The organism is Pseudomonas sp. AGC41, from assembly GCF_057334555.1.
On record NZ_JBHFJB010000117.1, the window covers coordinates 121,864 to 138,778 of the forward strand.

The window sequence follows — 16,915 nt, forward strand, 5'->3', positions numbered from 1 at the left end:
GCCCCAAACCAGGCGCCACCGTCGTCCAGACAGTCCTGGGAGGCAGCTTTCAGGGCCGCTTCGCGCTGGAGCGCCATCCCGGCCCAGCGGGAGCAAGCTCCCTCGCCACAGATTGATCCAGTCACCACAGGGTTTGCATCAGCGGACAATCAGCCCCGCCCTTTGCTTGCCGCTAACCCCAGCGGTCTTTAGACTTACGCCTCATTTCAACGAGAGCAGGGTCGATGCCAGCTGCCTTTCCCCCCGATTCCGTTGGTCTGGTGACGCCGCAAATGGCGCATTTCAGCGAGCCCCTGGCCCTGGCCTGCGGTCGTTCGTTGCCAGCCTATGACCTGATCTACGAAACCTACGGCACCCTCAATGCCACGGCGAGCAATGCCGTGCTGATCTGCCACGCCCTGTCGGGGCACCACCACGCCGCCGGCTACCACAGCGTCGACGACCGAAAGCCAGGCTGGTGGGACAGTTGCATCGGCCCCGGCAAGCCCATCGACACGAACAAGTTCTTCGTGGTCAGCCTGAACAACCTCGGTGGTTGCAACGGCTCCACCGGTCCCAGCAGCATCAACCCGGACACCGGCAAGCCGTTCGGCGCCGATTTCCCGGTGCTGACCGTGGAAGACTGGGTCCACAGCCAGGCGCGCCTGGCCGACCGCCTCGGTATCGGCCAATGGGCGGCGGTGATCGGCGGCAGCCTCGGCGGCATGCAGGCGCTGCAATGGACCATCACCTACCCGGACCGCGTACGCCACTGCCTGGCGATCGCCTCGGCGCCCAAACTGTCGGCGCAGAACATCGCGTTCAACGAAGTGGCGCGCCAGGCCATCCTCACCGACCCGGAATTCCACGGCGGTTCGTTCCAGGAGCACGGCGTGATTCCCAAGCGCGGGCTGATGCTGGCGCGGATGGTCGGACACATCACCTACCTGTCCGACGATTCCATGGGCGAGAAATTCGGCCGTGGGCTCAAGAGCGAGAAGCTCAACTACGATTTCCACAGCGTCGAGTTCCAGGTGGAAAGCTACCTGCGCTATCAGGGCGAGGAGTTCTCCGGGCGCTTCGATGCCAACACCTACCTGCTGATGACCAAGGCGCTGGACTACTTCGATCCGGCGGCGAACTTCGACGATAACCTGGCGAAAACCTTCGCCAACGCCACCGCCAGGTTCTGCGTGATGTCGTTCACCACCGACTGGCGTTTCTCCCCGGCCCGCTCGCGGGAACTGGTGGACGCGCTGATGGCCGCGCGCAAGGACGTCTGCTACCTGGAAATCGACGCGCCCCAGGGCCACGACGCCTTTCTGATTCCGATCCCGCGCTACCTGCAGGCGTTCGGCAACTACATGAACCGTATTACGCTGTGAGGACGCCATGAGAGCCGATCTGGACATCATCCAGGAATGGATCCCCGCCGGCAGCCGCGTGCTCGACCTGGGCTGCGGCAACGGCGAACTGCTGACCTGGCTGCGCGACAACAAGCAAGTCAGCGGCTACGGCCTGGAAAACGACCCGGACAACATCGCCGAGTGCGTGGCCAAGGGCATCAATGTCATCGAGCAGGACCTGGACAAGGGCCTGGGCAACTTCGCCAGCAACAGCTTCGACATCGTGGTCATGACCCAGGCCCTGCAAGCCGTGCATTACCCGGACAAGATCCTCGACGAAATGCTCCGGGTCGGCCGCCAGTGCATCATCACCTTCCCCAATTTCGGCCATTGGCGCTGCCGCTGGTACCTTGCGAGCAAGGGGCGGATGCCGGTCTCGGAATTCCTGCCGTACACCTGGTACAACACGCCGAACATCCATTTCTGCACTTTCGAGGATTTCGAAGAGCTGTGCCGCGAACGCAAGGCCAAGGTCATCGATCGCCTGGCGGTGGACCAGCAGCACCGCCACGGGTGGGCCAGCAAGCTATGGCCTAATCTGTTAGGTGAAATAGGCATCTATCGGGTCAGCAGCCCGGGCCTCGCCGACCACAAGGTCGCGGTGTGAGCACCGGCCTTTTTCAGGAGCACGACATGAAACGTCTAGCGTTGTTCTTAATCACCACCTGCCTGAGCGTGGGCGCCATGGCTGCCGACGTCATCAAGGCCGAGCGCAAGGAAGTGTTCGGTGACGTGACCGTGCACTACAACACGTTCAATTCAACCTTCCTGACACCCGACATCGCCAAGGCCGCCGAGCTGATCCGCAGTAAGAACCAGGGCGTGATCAATGTCTCGGTGCTCAAGGGTGGCAAGCCACTGATTGCCCAGGTCAGCGGCACGGTGAAGGACCTGACCAGCAAGACCGTCACCCTCACCTTCCGCCAGGTTACCGAACCAGGCGCGATCTACTACATCGCCCAGTATCCGGTGGATCAGCAGGAAACCCGGACTTTCGAGATCAAGGTGCAGACTGGCGACAAGATCAACACCATCAACTTCAACCAGGAACTGTTCCCGGGCCAATGATGAACCTCACCCAACTCGTGCTGGCCAGCCACAACGCCGGCAAACTCAAGGAACTCCAGGCCATGCTCGGCGGCTCGGTGCAACTGCGCTCGATCGGGGAATTCAGCCAGGTCGAGCCGGAAGAAACCGGCCTGTCGTTCGTCGAGAACGCCATCCTCAAGGCCCGCAATGCCGCGCGCATTTCCGGGCTGCCGGCGCTGGCCGACGACTCCGGTCTGGCGGTTGATTTCCTTGGCGGCGCGCCGGGCATCTACTCGGCCCGTTACGCCGATGGCAAAGGTGATGCGGCAAACAACGCCAAGCTGCTCGAAGCGCTCAAGGACGTGCCCGAAGCAGAGCGCGGCGCACAGTTCGTTTGCGTGCTGGCCCTTGTGCGTCATGCCGACGATCCGTTGCCGATCCTCTGCGAAGGCTTGTGGCACGGGCGCATCCTCACCGAGGCCAGCGGCGAGCACGGCTTTGGCTATGACCCATTGTTCTGGGTGCCCGAGCGCAACTGTTCCAGCGCCGCGCTGGGCCCGGTCGAAAAAAATCAACTGAGCCACCGCGCCCGCGCCATGGCCCTGCTGCGTCAACGCCTGGGCCTGCAATGATCGACGACGCTCCCGCACCGCTGATTCATGGCGGTGTACAAACGCCCCGGGCGCCGCTACCGGAGCTGCCGCCCCTGGCGCTGTACATCCACATCCCGTGGTGCGTGCGCAAATGCCCGTATTGCGATTTCAACTCCCACACCGCCAGCCCGCAGTTGCCGGAAGAGGAGTATGTCGACGCTCTGCTGGCCGACCTCGACCAGGATCTGCACGCGGTTCATGGCCGGCCGTTGAGCTCGATCTTTTTTGGTGGCGGCACCCCGAGTTTGTTCAGCGCCCGGGCCCTCGGCCGATTGCTCAAGGGTGTCGAGGCGCGGATAGCGTTCGCCCACGACATTGAAATCACCCTGGAAGCCAACCCCGGCACGTTCGAGCAGGAAAAATTCGTCGCCTACCGGGCGTTGGGCATCAATCGCCTGTCCATTGGCATCCAGAGCTTCCAACAGCCCAAGCTCGAGGCCCTGGGGCGGATCCACAACGGTGACGAGGCGGTGCGCGCCGCGGGTATGGCCCGTCAAGCAGGGTTCGACAACTTCAACCTGGACCTGATGCATGGGCTGCCCGACCAGTCTCTCGACGACGCCTTGAGCGACCTGCGTCAGGCCATCGCCTTGAAGCCAACCCACCTGTCCTGGTACCAGCTGACGCTGGAGCCGAACACGGTGTTCTGGAACCAGCCACCGACCTTGCCGGAAGACGATACGCTGTGGGACATCCAGGAAGCCGGGCAAGCGCTGCTCGCCGAGCATGGCTACGCCCAGTACGAAGTCTCGGCCTATGCCCAGCCCGGACGGGCGGCGCGACATAATCTCAACTATTGGAGCTTCGGCGACTTCATCGGTATCGGTGCCGGTGCCCACGGCAAGCTCAGCCATCCGGACGGGCGCATCGTACGCACCTGGAAGACCCGCTTGCCGAAGGATTACCTCAACCCGGCCAAGCGCTTCCTGGCCGGGGAAAAGAGCCTCGCCAACGAAGAGCTGCCTTTCGAGTTCCTGATGAACGCGCTGCGCCTCACCGAAGGCGTACCGTCGCGGCTGTATCCGCAGCGCACCGGGCTGTCCCTGGAAAGCCTGGCCGAAGGCCGGCGCGAAGCCGAACAAAGCGGGTTGTTGCAGGTCGAACCGTCACGTCTGGCGGCGACCGAGCGCGGACAGCTGTTTCTCAACGACCTGCTGCAAAAATTTCTGAGCTGATCAAAACAAGGAAATCGAATGGATCTGGTACTCGACCTGCTCGCCACCGTGTCCCGCTGGAGCCGCAGCAACCTGTCGGAAATCTCCCTGGCACTGGTAGGCTGCCTGCTGGTGTTGTTTGGCGCTGACATCAAGGGCTGGGTCGAACAACGCCTGGGCAGCATCGCCGGCGCCTTGCGCGTCCCGCTGATCGCCCTGCTGTGCATGATCGGCAGCGGCGCCGCGCTGATCTACGCCACGCCCTGGATCGTCCGGGGCTTGAGCCAGTTCAACAACTACAGCCTCGCGCCGGTGTTGCTGGTGGTGCTGGTGCTGATTGGCGTCGTGGCGGATCGACGCTGAATTCGGCCATCACACAAAACAAATGTGGGAGCGAGCTTGCTCGCGAAAGCGGTGTGTCAGCCGACCAAAACATCGTCTGCTACTCCCTCTTCGCGAGCAGGCTCGCTCCCACAGTTTTTTATTGCGTGATGTTTAAGACAGCTTCTCGAACTTCAGATCCCACACCCCATGCCCGAGCCGTTCGCCACGGCGCTCGAACTTGGTGATCGGCCGTTCAGCTGGGCGCGGCACGCACTTGCCGTCTTCAGCCAGGTTGCGATAACCCGGGGCGACGTTCATCACTTCCAGCATGTACTCGGCGTACGGCTCCCAGTCGGTGGCCATGTGCAGCACACCGCCGACCTTCAACTTGCTGCGCACCAGTTCGGCGAACGATGCCTGGACGATCCGGCGCTTGTGGTGGCGACTCTTGTGCCACGGGTCCGGGAAAAACAGCATCAGCCGGTCGAGACTGTTGTCGGCCACGCAGCGGTTGAGCACTTCGATGGCGTCGCAATCGTAAACCCGCAGGTTGGTCAAACCTTGAGTCAGTACGCCGTTGAGCAACGCGCCAACACCCGGACGGTGCACTTCCACGCCGATGAAATCCTGGTCCGGCGCGGCCGCGGCCATTTCCAGCAGCGAATGGCCCATGCCGAAGCCGATTTCCAGCGAGCGTGGCGCCGAGCGGCCGAATACCTGGTCGAAGTCCACCGGCGCGTCGGCCAGCGGCAGGACATACAACGGCGCACCCTGCTCCAGGCCGCGTTGCTGGCCTTCAGTCATGCGCCCGGCGCGCATCACGAAACTCTTGATGCGGCGGTGCTGGCGCTCTTCGCCTTCTTCCGGCAGGACCGGCGTGTCGTTCGATTCAGTCATCAATGGCTCTTACTTGATCAGACCATCCAGCGGCGAGGATGCGCTGGCATAGAGTTTTTTCGGCATGCGCCCGGCCAGGTAGGCCAGGCGACCGGCAACGATGGCGTGTTTCATGGCTTCGGCCATCAGCACCGGCTGCTGGGCGTGGGCGATGGCGGAGTTCATCAGCACCGCTTCACAACCCAGTTCCATGGCAATGGTGGCATCGGAGGCGGTGCCGACACCGGCATCCACCAGCACCGGGATCTTCGCTTCTTCAAGGATGATCTGCAGGTTGTACGGGTTGCAGATCCCCAGGCCCGTGCCGATCAGCCCGGCCAGCGGCATGACCGCGATGCAGCCGATTTCCGCCAGCTGACGAGCGATGATCGGGTCATCGCTGGTGTAGACCATCACGTCGAAACCTTCCTTGACCAGGGTTTCTGCGGCCTTGAGGGTTTCGATCACGTTGGGGAACAGGGTTTTCTGGTCCGCCAGCACTTCCAGCTTCACCAGGTTGTGACCGTCGAGCAGCTCACGGGCCAGGCGGCAGGTGCGCACAGCCTCGATGGCGTCGAAGCAACCGGCGGTGTTCGGCAGGATGGTGTAGCGATCCGGCGGCAGGATATCCAGCAGGTTCGGTTCGCCCGGATTCTGGCCAATGTTGGTCCGACGCACGGCGACGGTCACAATCTCGGCACCCGAGGCTTCGATGGCCTGGCGGGTCTCTTCCATGTCGCGGTACTTGCCGGTGCCTACCAGCAGACGCGACTGGTAAGTACGACCGGCCAGGACGAAGGGCTTGTCGCTACGAACGATGCTCATGGGAAATCCTCTGTTGGGGTGAGGTTCTTGCGAATGCTGCGAAATCGCGGCGACTAACCGCCGCCGATGGCGTGGACCACTTCGACACTGTCGCCGTCGTTCAACATGGTGTCGGCGTGCTGGCTGCGCGGGACGATATCCAGGTTGAGCTCCACCGCGACGCGGCGTCCGGTGAGTTCCAGACGGGTCAGCAGGGCCGCGACGGTTTCGCCGTCGGGCAGTTCAAGGGGTTCGCCGTTCAACTGAATGCGCATGCCGGATGCCGCCATCATTTTTAGGGGCTGGCATTCTAGCCCGATCAGTCTGGACGACCCAAGCCATTCGTCATGAAATGGACCAGCCGGTCAGCTCAACCGCCAGGCGGCCAGCCCCAGGCACAACCAGCCGATGAGAAACGCCACACCACCGAACGGCGTGATGATGCCCAGCTTGCTGATTCCCGTGAGCGTCAACAGATACAGGCTGCCAGAGAACAACAGGATACCGATGACAAAGGAAATACCGGCCCAGGTGACGATACGCCCGGGAATGTGCGTGGCCAGCAATGCGACGCCGAACAGCGCCAGGGTGTGCACCAGTTGATAGGTGACGCCGGTGTGGAAAATCGCCAGGTAATCAGCGCTCAGACGGCTTTTCAGACCATGGGCGGCGAATGCTCCCAGCGCTACGCCGGTGAAACCGAAAAAAGCCGCCAGCATCAGAAAGCTACGCAACATGGGAACTCCAGTCAGACTCGGGGGACAGGGTCTGTATAATGGCCCGCTCGACGGGTTCGGCCAAGCCATCTCTATGCTGCGTACATTGTTTCGACGATTCGTTAAAGCCCTGCTCTGGTTCGCCGTCGGCAGCGTTGCGCTGGTGCTGCTGTTTCGCGTGGTACCGCCACCGTTCACCGCGCTGATGATCGAGCGCAAGATTGAATCCTGGTTCGGCGGCGAGCCGATCGACCTGCAGCGCGACTGGCAGCCCTGGGACCAGATCTCCAATAACCTCAAGATTGCGGTGATTGCCGGCGAGGATCAGAAGTTTCCCGAGCACTGGGGCTTCGACATCGGCGCGATCCAGGCAGCGTTTGCCCATAACGGGCGCGGCGGCTCGATTCGCGGCGCCAGTACCCTCAGCCAGCAAGTCTCCAAGAACCTGTTCCTGTGGTCGGGCCGCAGCTGGCTGCGCAAGGGGCTGGAGGCGTGGTTCACCGCGCTGATCGAAGTGTTCTGGCCCAAGCAACGGATTCTTGAGGTGTACCTCAACAGTGTCGAGTGGGACGACGGCGTGTTCGGCGCTGAAGCCGCCGCGCGGCATCACTTCCGAGTGGGCGCCGGCACCTTGTCCCGGCAACAGGCCAGCCTGCTGGCGGCGGTACTGCCCAACCCGCGGGTCTGGAGTGCCAGCCGGCCAAGCCCCTATATACTGCGGCGCGCCAGCTGGATCCGGCAGCAGATGAGCCAGTTGGGCGGTGATGGTTATCTGCTGGAGCTCGACCGCGCGCGTCGCGCGCCGTGGGCTCAGTAGTCAAGAACGCTGAAGATCCACTGTGGGAGCGAGCCTGCTCGCGCATGCTGGGTATCAGAAACATAAATGTAGGCTGACACACCGCACTCGCGAGCAGGCTCGCTCCCACAATAGGCCGCATCGAGTCCAGCATCACACATAAAAAACGCCCCGATCATCGCTGATCGGGGCGTTTTTTCATGCCGGTACCACGGGTCAAGCCGCGATCGACACCTTGAGCTTGTTCATCGCGCTCTTCTCAAGCTGACGAATTCGCTCGGCCGACACGTTATACTTCTGCGCCAGGTCGTGCAGCGTGGCCTTCTCTTCAGCCAGCCAGCGCTGGTAAAGAATGTCACGGCTGCGCGCATCCAGCACTTCCAACGCTTCGTGCAGGTTGGTGTTGGAGTTGTCGCTCCAGTCGGCGTCTTCCAGTTGACGCGCCGGGTCGTACCGGTGGTCTTCCAGGTAGTTGGCCGGCGATTGGAAAGCGCTGTCGTCGTCGGCTTCGGCGGCCGGGTCGAAGGCCATGTCATGGCCGGTCAGACGACTTTCCATCTCGCGCACTTCGCGGGGCTCTACGCCCAGGCTTTCCGCCACGCGATTGACTTCTTCATTGTTCAGCCAGGCCAGGCGTTTCTTCTGGCTGCGCAGGTTGAAGAACAGCTTGCGCTGGGCCTTGGTGGTCGCGACTTTCACGATGCGCCAGTTGCGCAGGATGAACTCGTGGATTTCCGCCTTGATCCAGTGCACGGCGAACGACACCAGCCGCACGCCCATTTCCGGGTTGAACCGCTTGACCGCCTTCATCAGGCCGACGTTGCCTTCCTGGATCAGGTCGGCCTGGGCCAGCCCGTAGCCGGAATAGCTGCGGGCGATATGTACGACAAATCGCAGGTGGGCGAGCACCATCTGCCGAGCCGCCTCAAGATCCTGCTCATAATAGAGACTCTCGGCCAGTTCACGCTCCTGCTCGGGCGTCAGCAATGGAATGCTGTTCACCGTGTGCACATAGGCCTCAAGGTTCGCACCCGGGACTAGAGCATAAGCAGGTTGCAAAGAAGTGGTCATACGAAAAAACCTCCGACTCACATAACTCGTGCAGTTCAGCACTGCGAAAATTGACCGGGAACCGTTGGACAAGTTCCCACAAAAACTGAAAGGTCAATGCGCGCAAAAAATACTATTTTGGAGCAAGCTCACGCAGGTGGCGTGCTACCGCAATCCATGCACCGATATAACCCAACAGCACCGCGCCAAGCAAGAGCGACACGCCGTCGGCGACTGGCACACCGGCCAGCGAAAAATCACTGCCGTACAAACCGGCCAATCCCACTACCGCATCGTTCAGCCAATCCAGGCCGAACGCCAATACGCCCCAGGACAGGATCCCGGCACCGAAGCCATACAGCGCCCCCATGTAAAGGAAGGGCCTGCGAACATAACTGTCCGTACCGCCGACGAGTTTAATCACTTCTATCTCTGTGCGGCGGTTTTCAATATGAAGACGAATGGTATTGCCTATCACCAAAAGTAATGCAGAAACCAGAAGCACCGTCAGACCAAAGACAAACCGGTCGCCGAGCTTGAGTATCGCCGCAAGACGCTCGACCCAGACTAGATCAAGTTGGGCCTGTTGTACCTTCGGCAATTCGGAAAGTCTTTGTCTTAATGCTTCAAGGGTGGGCTTGTCGACCTCGTTCGGGGTCACCAGCACCACGCCTGGCAGCGGATTTTCCGGCAGTTCCTTGAGGGCCTCGCCCAGGCCGGACTGTTGTTGGAACTCTTCGAGCGCCTGCTCGCGCCCGACGTATTCGGCATCGGCCACGCCCGGCATGGCCTTGATCTGCTCGCGTAATGCCTGGCCTTCGCCCGGTGTCGCGTCCAGTTGCAGATAAAGAGAAATCTGCGCCGCGCGCTGCCAGGAGCCGCCCAGGCGCTCGACATTATTAAGCAGTAATGACAGGCCCATGGGCAGGCTCAGGGCCACCGCCATCACCATGCAGGTGAAGAAGCTGCCGATGGGCTGCTTGCCAAGGCGCCGCAGGCTGTCGATCAGGCTGGCGCGATGGCTTTCGATCCAGGCGTGCAGCAGCGTGGCGAAATCCGGGCCGTCGTCATCGTCGCGTTTCTTTTTCTGCGGCTGCGGGTCGGAGGCCTTGGGAGCCACGCGCTCGGCCACTTTCGGGCTACGGGTTGCGCTCATACACCCGCCTCCCCGTCGCCGATCAGTCGACCGCGCTGCAAGGTGAGCATGCGATGACGCATGCGTGCGATCAGAGCCAGGTCGTGACTGGCGATCAGCACACTGGTGCCCAAACGGTTGATATCTTCGAATACGCCCATGATTTCCGCCGCCAGTCGCGGGTCGAGGTTACCGGTGGGTTCATCCGCCAGCAGCAAGGCCGGACGGTGAACGATCGCGCGGGCGATACCGACGCGCTGTTGCTGGCCAGTGGACAGGTCGCCCGGATACAGGTCGGTCTTGTCCGACAGCGCCACACGCTCCAGTGCCGAGTCCACGCGCTTGTTGATCTCGGCCTTGGACAGCCCGAGGATCTGCAACGGCAGCGCCACGTTATTGAAAACCGTGCGATCGAACAGCAACTGGTGGTTCTGGAACACCACACCGATCTGCCGTCGCAGATAGGGAATCTGGGCATTGCTGATGGTGCTCAGGTCCTGGCCGGCCAGCAGCAGCTTGCCGGTGGTGGGCCGCTCCATCGCCAGCAACAGGCGCAGCAAGGTACTTTTACCGGCGCCAGAATGGCCAGTGACAAACAGAAACTCGCCCCGACGGACCCGAAAGCTCAGCTCATGCAAGCCGACGTGACCGTTCGGATAGCGTTTACCGACCTGTTCGAAACGAATCATGAATGCTCCCGCTCGGCAAACAGTGCCTGGACAAAAGGCTCGGCTTCAAAGGTGCGCAAGTCGTCGATGCCCTCGCCCACGCCGATGTAACGAATCGGCAAGCCGAATTGCTTGGCCAGGGCGAAGATCACCCCGCCCTTGGCGGTGCCGTCCAGCTTGGTCAGGGCCAGCCCGGTCAGTTCGACCGTCTGGTTAAACTGCTTGGCCTGGTTGATGGCGTTCTGGCCGGTGCCAGCGTCCAGCACCAGCAGCACCTCATGAGGCGCCTCGGCATCGAGCTTGCCGATGACCCTGCGAACCTTCTTCAACTCTTCCATCAGGTTGTCTTTGGTGTGCAGGCGCCCGGCCGTATCGGCGATCAACACGTCGATGCCACGGGCCTTGGCGGCCTGCACGGCGTCGAAAATCACCGAGGCGGAGTCCGCACCCGTGTGCTGGGCAATCACCGGGATCTTGTTGCGCTCGCCCCACACCTGCAGCTGTTCTACCGCGGCGGCGCGGAAGGTGTCACCCGCCGCGAGCATGACTTTTTTGCCTTCGAGCTGAAGCTTCTTCGCCAGCTTGCCGATGGTGGTGGTCTTGCCGGCGCCGTTGACACCGACGACCAGAATCACGAACGGCTTGTTCTGCGAAGCAACCACCAGCGGCTTTTCCACCGGCTTGAGCAGGCTGGTCAGTTCGCCTTGCAGGGATTTGTACAACGCGTCGGCATCGGTGAGCTGCTTGCGCGCGACCTTCTGGGTCAGGCTCTGGATGATGACGGAAGTGGCCTCGACGCCGACATCGGCGGTCAGCAGACGGGTCTCGATGTCTTCCAGCAGCTCGTCATCGATGACCTTCTTACCGAGGAACAGACTGGCCATGCCTTCGCCAATGCTGGCGCTGGTCTTGGACAGGCCCTGCTTGAGGCGGGCGAAGAAGCCGACTTTGTTTTCTTCGGCGCTGCGCGGCGGCTCGACCAGAGCCGGAACCTCAGCCGTTACAGGCTCTGGCTCAGGGGCGGGCTCAGGAGTTGCAGGCGCAACGACAACCGGTGTCTCGGCAATGGGCGCCTCGACCGGTTGCGTCGATGCCGGAATCGCTGGGGTGACATGCGCAGCCTGCTCGTCCTCGACCAGCGCGACCGGTTCTTCGGCCACGGGCAAGGTCAGCCAGGGCGTTTGCCCGGCGGGCGGGGTCAGCGGCTGCTCGGCAACCGGCTCGGCGGCAACCTCAGGCTCGACCGGCTGCAGCACCGGTTCGGCAATCGGCAGGACGATCGGCGCGGTCTCTTCTGCCGCGGTCTCGGCCACAATCTCGGCGGACGGCTCAGGCGGCAGTTGCGGCTGCTCGACGACGGTTTCCTGCGGCTTCTTGCGCAGCCATCCGAACAGGCCTTTTTTCTCGCCAGCGGCAGCTGGGGTCTTCTTGTCGTCGTTGGAACCAAACATGGAGGACGGCTATCTCACGGTAGCGACGCGCCAGGCAGGCGCCTCGGTGATGAATATTCGATGCTGAACAGACTGCGTTTCATCCAGCTTGTTCACGCGCAACATTTTGTAGAGTTGTCTCGCGGACAACTCAAGTCGCTTTTTTCGAAGGACTGGTGGGACATTTTCGGCGAAAACATCGGGAACGGCAGATAAACCCGAGGCTTCTTCCGCAAATCCAAACAGCCACGAGCCGATAAAAGGCCCGATAGGCGTGGCCGCCAGTAAAACGGATCAGTATCCTAGCACCTCCTCGCCCGCCGAGGCTAAGGCCAAGCGGGCAGTCCAACAGGTTTAAACACGAATGAATGCTCTTGCCCGCCGCGCCGCAGGCCTGCTGCTCAGCACAGTTTGTCTGCCCTTTTCCGCCCTTGCTGCCGACCCGCAACCTACCCATGAATTTACCCTCGACAACGGTCTGAAGGTCGTCGTGCGCGAGGATCACCGGGCTCCGGTGGTCGTGTCCCAGGTCTGGTACAAGGTGGGCTCCAGCTATGAGACGCCGGGCCAGACCGGTCTGTCCCACGCCTTGGAGCACATGATGTTCAAGGGCAGCGAGAAAGTCGGGCCTGGCGAAGCGTCGCTGATCCTGCGCGACCTTGGCGCCGAGGAGAACGCTTTCACCAGCGACGACTTCACCGCCTATTACCAGGTACTGGCCCGGGATCGCCTGGGCGTGGCCTTCGAGCTCGAAGCCGACCGCATGGCCAGCCTGCGCTTGCCACCGGAGGAGTTCAGCCGCGAGATCGAGGTCATCAAGGAAGAGCGCCGCATGCGCACCGATGACAAGCCCATGTCCAAGGCCTATGAACGGTTCAAGGCCATGGCGTACCCGGCCAGCGGCTACCACACGCCGACCATCGGCTGGATGGCCGACCTGGACCGGATGAAGGTCGAGGAGCTGCGCCACTGGTACGAATCCTGGTATGCACCGAACAATGCGACCCTGGTAGTGGTCGGCGACGTGACACCAGACGAGGTCAAGGCCCTGGCCCAGCGCTATTTCGGCCCGATTGCCCGGCGCGCCGTGCCGGCGGCGAAAATCCCCTTGGAGCTGGCCGAGCCCGGCGAGCGCAAGATCACCCTGCATGTACAGACCCAACTGCCGAGCGTCATGCTCGCATTCAACGTGCCGAGCATCGCCACGGCCACCGACAAAGTCCCAGTCAACGCCTTGCGGCTGATTTCCGCACTGCTGGACGGCGGTTACAGCGGGCGGATCCCGGCCCAGCTGGAGCGCGGCGAAGAATTGGTGTCCGGCGGCTCGTCGAGCTACGACGCCTACACCCGTGGCGATACGCTGTTCACCCTGTCGGCGACACCCAACACGCAGAAAAACAAGACCCTCGCCGAGGCCGAGGCAGGGTTGTGGCGCCTGCTCGAACAACTGAAGAGCACCGCTCCCACCGCCGAGGAACTGGAGCGCGTCCGCGCCCAGGTGATCGCCGGCCTGGTGTATGAGCGCGACTCCATCACCAGCCAGGCCACCGCTATCGGCCAGCTGGAAACGGTCGGCCTGTCCTGGAAGCTGATGGACACCGAGCTCGCCGAACTGCAAAGCGTGACCCCGCAGGATATCCAGAAGGCAGCCCAGTCGTATTTCACCCGCTCGCGCCTGAGCGTCGCGCATGTCCTGCCCGAGGAGAAAGCTCATGAGTGAGCGCAAATCACCGCGCCTGGTGCTGATCGGCCTGGTATTGATCGCCGTGGTCGGCGCGCTGGCCTTTTACTTTTCGCCCTCGACCAGCTCCAACGCCAGCCAGGCCCTGGACAAGGCCAAGTCCGGCAACAAGCTGCAATCGCTGGCTGAACTGGACGGCAAGGCGCCCAGCCATCGCCAGCTCGACGTGCAGACCTGGAAAACCGCCGACGGCGCCAAAGTGCTGTTCGTCGAAGCTCGCGAATTACCGATGTTCGACCTGCGCCTGACCTTCGCCGCTGGCAGCAGCCAGGACGGCGACGCACCGGGCCTGGCGCAGTTGACCAACGCCATGCTCAACGAAGGCGTGGCGGGTAAGGACGTCAGTGCCATCGCCGAAGGTTTTGAAAGCCTTGGCGCCGATTTTGGCAACGGCGCCTTCCGGGACATGGCCGTGGCGTCGTTGCGCAGTCTCAGCGCAGCCGACAAGCGCGAGCCGGCGTTGAAGCTGTTTGCCGAAGTCGTTGGCCAGCCGACCTTCCCCGCCGACTCCTTCGCGCGCATCAAGAACCAGATGCTCGCCGGTTTCGAGTACCAGAAGCAGAACCCCGGCAAGCTGGCGGGCCTGGAACTGATGAAGCGCCTGTACGGCGACCATCCGTATGCGCACTCCAGCGACGGCACCGCACAGAGCATCCCGCCGATTACCCTGGCCCAGGCCCGAGCCTTCCATGCCAAGGCCTATGCCGCAGGCAACGCGGTGATCGCCCTGGTGGGCGATCTGTCCCGTGCCGAGGCCGAAGCCATTGCCAGCCAGATATCCGCCGCACTGCCCAAGGGCCCGGCCCTGGCGAAAACACCGCCACCGGTGGAGCCGAAAGCGAGCGTCCACCATATCGAGTTCCCCTCCAAGCAGACCAACCTGATGCTCGCCCAACTGGGCGTCGACCGCGACGATCCGGACTATGCCGCCGTGTCGATGGGCAACCAGATCCTCGGCGGCGGCGGCTTCGGCACGCGGCTGATGACCGAGGTCCGGGAAAAACGCGGCCTGACCTATGGCGTCTACTCCGGCTTCACAGCGATGCAAGCTCGCGGTCCGTTCATGATCAGTCTGCAGACCCGTGCCGAGATGAGCGAAGGCACGTTGAAGCTGGTCCAGGATGTGTTCGCCGATTACCTCAAGAACGGCCCGACCCAGAAGGAGCTCGACGATGCCAAGCGCGAGCTGGCGGGCAGCTTCCCGCTGTCGACCGCGAGCAACGCCGACATCGTCGGTCAGCTCGGCGCAATGGGTTTCTATGATTTGCCGCTGAGCTACCTGGAGGATTTCATGCGCCAGTCCCAGGCGCTGACGGTCGAGCAGGTCAGGACCGCGCTGAACAAACACCTGAGCACCGACAAGATGGTCATCGTCACCGCTGGCCCGACCGTACCGCAAAAGCCGTTGCCGGCCCCCACTGACAAACCTGCCGAGCAGCCGCTCGGGGTTCCGGAGCATTAATGGCCCGTCCATCCAATTCCAGCAAGAAACCCGCGCACAACGGGGTTAACCAGTTGCGCATCATCGGCGGCGAGTGGCGCAGCCGGCGCCTGAGCTTCCCCGATGCCCCGGGCCTGCGGCCGACGCCGGACCGGGTGCGCGAGACTCTGTTCAACTGGCTCGCGCCCTACGTGGCCGGCGCCAAGGTGCTCGACCCGTTTGCCGGCAGCGGCGCACTGTTTCTCGAGGCGCTGTCCCGTGGCGCCGCCATGGGCCAGGCGCTGGACGCCAGCAGCCTGGCGGTCTCGAGCCTGAAAGAACACCTGGGCACGTTGCGTTGCACCGTCGGCCAGGTGCAGACGGCGGATGCGCTGCGCTATCTGGACAGCCAGCCCGCGACACCTTTCGACCTGGTGTTCCTCGACCCGCCGTTCAACCAGAACCTGTTGCCGGCCGTCTGCGCGTTGCTCGAGGAACGGCAATGGCTGGCCGACGATGCGTGGGTCTACACTGAAAGCGAGACCGCCCCTTCGACCCTCGGCTTGCCGGCCAATTGGCGCCTGCACCGCGAGCAGAAATCCGGACGGGTGTATTACGCCTTGTGGCAACGTACGGCAGAGGCCGTTGGCTGAACAGCTGACCGTGCACCGAGAATGATCGTGTCCTGCACACCTGAATGTTTCATACCCGCCCCGGGCCTTGGCAATCCGCACTTGCAGACCTTGTGGGGGCCGTTGTGGCGTAAAACCGTTCACATCGATCGCGAACGTGAGCGCTTCTGGCTGGACGATGGTGATTTCCTCGACCTCGACTGGCATGGCCCACATAGCGCCGAAGCACCGCTGGTGCTGGTGCTTCATGGGCTGACCGGCTCCTCCAATTCACCCTACGTGGCCGGCCTGCAACGCGCGCTCGATGCTCAAGGCTGGGCCAGCGTCGCCCTGAACTGGCGGGGTTGCTCGGGCGAGCCGAACCTGCTGGCCCGCAGTTATCACTCCGGCGCCAGCGAAGACCTCGCCGCGGCTATCGCCCATCTGCGGGCCCGACGCCCCTTGGCGCCGCTGTTTGCGGTGGGCTATTCGCTGGGCGGAAATGTGCTGCTCAAGCATTTGGGGGAAGCCGGCAGCGACAGCCAGTTGCTAGGCGCAGTGGCGGTCTCGGTACCGTTTCGCCTGGATCAGTGCGCCGACCGCATCGGGCAGGGCTTTTCCAGGTTCTATCAGGCGCACTTCATGCGGGAGATGGTCGCCTACGTGCGCAACAAGCAACGCCAGTTCCAGCATGACGGACGCGACGAAGGGCTCGCGGCCCTGGCAGCGCTCGGCTCGCTGGACAACATGCGCACCTTCTGGGATTTCGACGGCCGGGTGACGGCGCCGCTGCACGGTTTTTCCGACGCAGCGGATTACTATCGGCGCGCGTCCAGCCGCTATTTCATGGCAGGCATCAGTACACCGACGCTGGTCATCCAGGCCGCCGACGACCCTTTTGTATTCCCCCACAGCCTGCCCGAACCCGGCGAGTTATCGGCCTCGACCCACCTGGAACTGCACCGGCGTGGCGGGCATGTCGGATTTGTCGACGGAACCCTGCGGCGCCCGGGCTATTACCTGGAACGCCGAATTCCCGATTGGCTGGCAAGCCTGGGCCACTCGTGACGATTCGCAGGCAAAGGAGATCCCCTGTGGGGGGGGGGGGGGGGGGGGGGGGGGG

19 protein-coding genes are annotated in these 16,915 nt (G+C 62.8%); 11 read left to right on the plus strand and 8 right to left on the minus strand.

Features of this window, described 5'->3' with window-relative positions; translation table 11 throughout:
- Positions 1–224: 224 nt before the first annotated feature.
- Genes metX through ACE04F_RS20785 form a run of 6 tightly spaced genes read left to right on the plus strand, consistent with a single transcriptional unit; the run spans position 225 to position 4,584 of the window.
- Positions 225–1,364 (plus strand): homoserine O-succinyltransferase MetX, encoded by a 1,140-nt coding sequence (metX, locus tag ACE04F_RS20760; protein WP_486109590.1) that lies wholly within the window; start codon positions 225–227, stop codon positions 1,362–1,364.
- 7 nt (positions 1,365–1,371) lie between these two features.
- On the plus strand, positions 1,372–1,992 hold the full coding sequence (metW, locus tag ACE04F_RS20765) for a methionine biosynthesis protein MetW (protein WP_486109592.1): 621 nt from the start codon (positions 1,372–1,374) through the stop codon (positions 1,990–1,992).
- A gap of 26 nt (positions 1,993–2,018) precedes the next feature.
- A complete protein-coding gene (locus ACE04F_RS20770) occupies positions 2,019–2,453 on the plus strand; it encodes a DUF4426 domain-containing protein (protein ID WP_305498164.1) in 435 nt (144 codons plus the stop codon).
- Entirely contained in the window at positions 2,450–3,046 is a 597-nt protein-coding gene (gene rdgB, locus ACE04F_RS20775) for an RdgB/HAM1 family non-canonical purine NTP pyrophosphatase (protein ID WP_305498163.1), read from the plus strand. Before ACE04F_RS20770 ends, rdgB begins: the two co-directional genes overlap by 4 nt.
- Entirely contained in the window at positions 3,043–4,242 is a 1,200-nt protein-coding gene (hemW, locus tag ACE04F_RS20780) for a radical SAM family heme chaperone HemW (protein WP_486109595.1), read from the plus strand. Before rdgB ends, hemW begins: the two co-directional genes overlap by 4 nt.
- Before the next feature lie 18 nt (positions 4,243–4,260).
- The gene (locus ACE04F_RS20785; protein ID WP_014340681.1) at positions 4,261–4,584 is read left to right on the plus strand and encodes a DUF3392 domain-containing protein; all 324 of its coding nucleotides are present in this window, start codon (positions 4,261–4,263) and stop codon (positions 4,582–4,584) included.
- Between the two features lie 132 nt (positions 4,585–4,716).
- Here ACE04F_RS20785 and trmB read toward each other — a convergent pair whose 3' ends face one another.
- The 4 genes from trmB to ACE04F_RS20805 form a co-directional block, all read right to left on the minus strand.
- A complete protein-coding gene (gene trmB, locus ACE04F_RS20790; RefSeq protein WP_486109597.1) occupies positions 4,717–5,442 on the minus strand; it encodes a tRNA (guanosine(46)-N7)-methyltransferase TrmB in 726 nt (241 codons plus the stop codon).
- A gap of 9 nt (positions 5,443–5,451) precedes the next feature.
- Positions 5,452–6,246 carry a thiazole synthase gene (locus ACE04F_RS20795; protein WP_305498159.1) on the minus strand — a complete coding sequence of 265 codons (795 nt, stop codon included), beginning with the start codon at positions 6,244–6,246 and terminating at the stop codon, positions 5,452–5,454.
- 53 nt (positions 6,247–6,299) lie between these two features.
- Complete coding sequence (gene thiS, locus ACE04F_RS20800) at positions 6,300–6,500, minus strand: sulfur carrier protein ThiS (protein WP_434654957.1); 201 nt, start codon at positions 6,498–6,500, stop codon at positions 6,300–6,302.
- A gap of 90 nt (positions 6,501–6,590) precedes the next feature.
- Positions 6,591–6,962, minus strand: a complete 372-nt coding sequence (locus tag ACE04F_RS20805; protein ID WP_486109600.1) for a DUF423 domain-containing protein — start codon at positions 6,960–6,962, stop codon at positions 6,591–6,593.
- A 73-nt stretch (positions 6,963–7,035) separates the two neighbouring features.
- On the opposite strand from ACE04F_RS20805, the gene mtgA reads away from it, so the two are divergent.
- Complete coding sequence (gene mtgA / locus ACE04F_RS20810; RefSeq protein ID WP_486109602.1) at positions 7,036–7,758, plus strand: monofunctional biosynthetic peptidoglycan transglycosylase; 723 nt, start codon at positions 7,036–7,038, stop codon at positions 7,756–7,758.
- A gap of 195 nt (positions 7,759–7,953) precedes the next feature.
- On the opposite strand, the gene rpoH is transcribed toward mtgA, so the two are convergent.
- The 4 genes from rpoH to ftsY form a co-directional block, all read right to left on the minus strand.
- The gene (rpoH, locus tag ACE04F_RS20815) at positions 7,954–8,808 is read right to left on the minus strand and encodes an RNA polymerase sigma factor RpoH (RefSeq protein ID WP_305498153.1); all 855 of its coding nucleotides are present in this window, start codon (positions 8,806–8,808) and stop codon (positions 7,954–7,956) included.
- Between the two features lie 112 nt (positions 8,809–8,920).
- Positions 8,921–9,943, minus strand: coding sequence for a permease-like cell division protein FtsX (ftsX, locus tag ACE04F_RS20820; protein ID WP_486109604.1), 1,023 nt, complete (start codon positions 9,941–9,943; stop codon positions 8,921–8,923).
- Positions 9,940–10,611: a cell division ATP-binding protein FtsE gene (gene ftsE / locus ACE04F_RS20825; RefSeq protein ID WP_024778908.1), complete on the minus strand. Its 672-nt coding sequence runs from the start codon at positions 10,609–10,611 to the stop codon at positions 9,940–9,942. The genes ftsX and ftsE overlap by 4 nt, the downstream gene beginning before the upstream one ends.
- The gene (gene ftsY / locus ACE04F_RS20830; RefSeq protein ID WP_486109606.1) at positions 10,608–12,041 is read right to left on the minus strand and encodes a signal recognition particle-docking protein FtsY; all 1,434 of its coding nucleotides are present in this window, start codon (positions 12,039–12,041) and stop codon (positions 10,608–10,610) included. Before ftsY ends, ftsE begins: the two co-directional genes overlap by 4 nt.
- 343 nt (positions 12,042–12,384) lie before the next feature.
- Between ftsY and ACE04F_RS20835 the strand changes: the two genes are divergently transcribed.
- From ACE04F_RS20835 to ACE04F_RS20850, 4 genes are read left to right on the plus strand one after another with little or no spacing between them, the layout of a single operon-like run.
- Positions 12,385–13,740, plus strand: a complete 1,356-nt coding sequence (locus ACE04F_RS20835; RefSeq protein WP_486109608.1) for a M16 family metallopeptidase — start codon at positions 12,385–12,387, stop codon at positions 13,738–13,740.
- Complete coding sequence (locus ACE04F_RS20840; RefSeq protein WP_486109610.1) at positions 13,733–15,223, plus strand: M16 family metallopeptidase; 1,491 nt, start codon at positions 13,733–13,735, stop codon at positions 15,221–15,223. The genes ACE04F_RS20835 and ACE04F_RS20840 overlap by 8 nt, the downstream gene beginning before the upstream one ends.
- Positions 15,223–15,834, plus strand: a complete 612-nt coding sequence (rsmD, locus tag ACE04F_RS20845) for a 16S rRNA (guanine(966)-N(2))-methyltransferase RsmD (protein ID WP_486109612.1) — start codon at positions 15,223–15,225, stop codon at positions 15,832–15,834. The genes ACE04F_RS20840 and rsmD overlap by 1 nt, the downstream gene beginning before the upstream one ends.
- A 21-nt stretch (positions 15,835–15,855) precedes the next feature.
- Positions 15,856–16,860 (plus strand): hydrolase, encoded by a 1,005-nt coding sequence (locus ACE04F_RS20850; RefSeq protein WP_486109614.1) that lies wholly within the window; start codon positions 15,856–15,858, stop codon positions 16,858–16,860.
- The last annotated feature ends 55 nt before the right edge of the window (positions 16,861–16,915 follow it).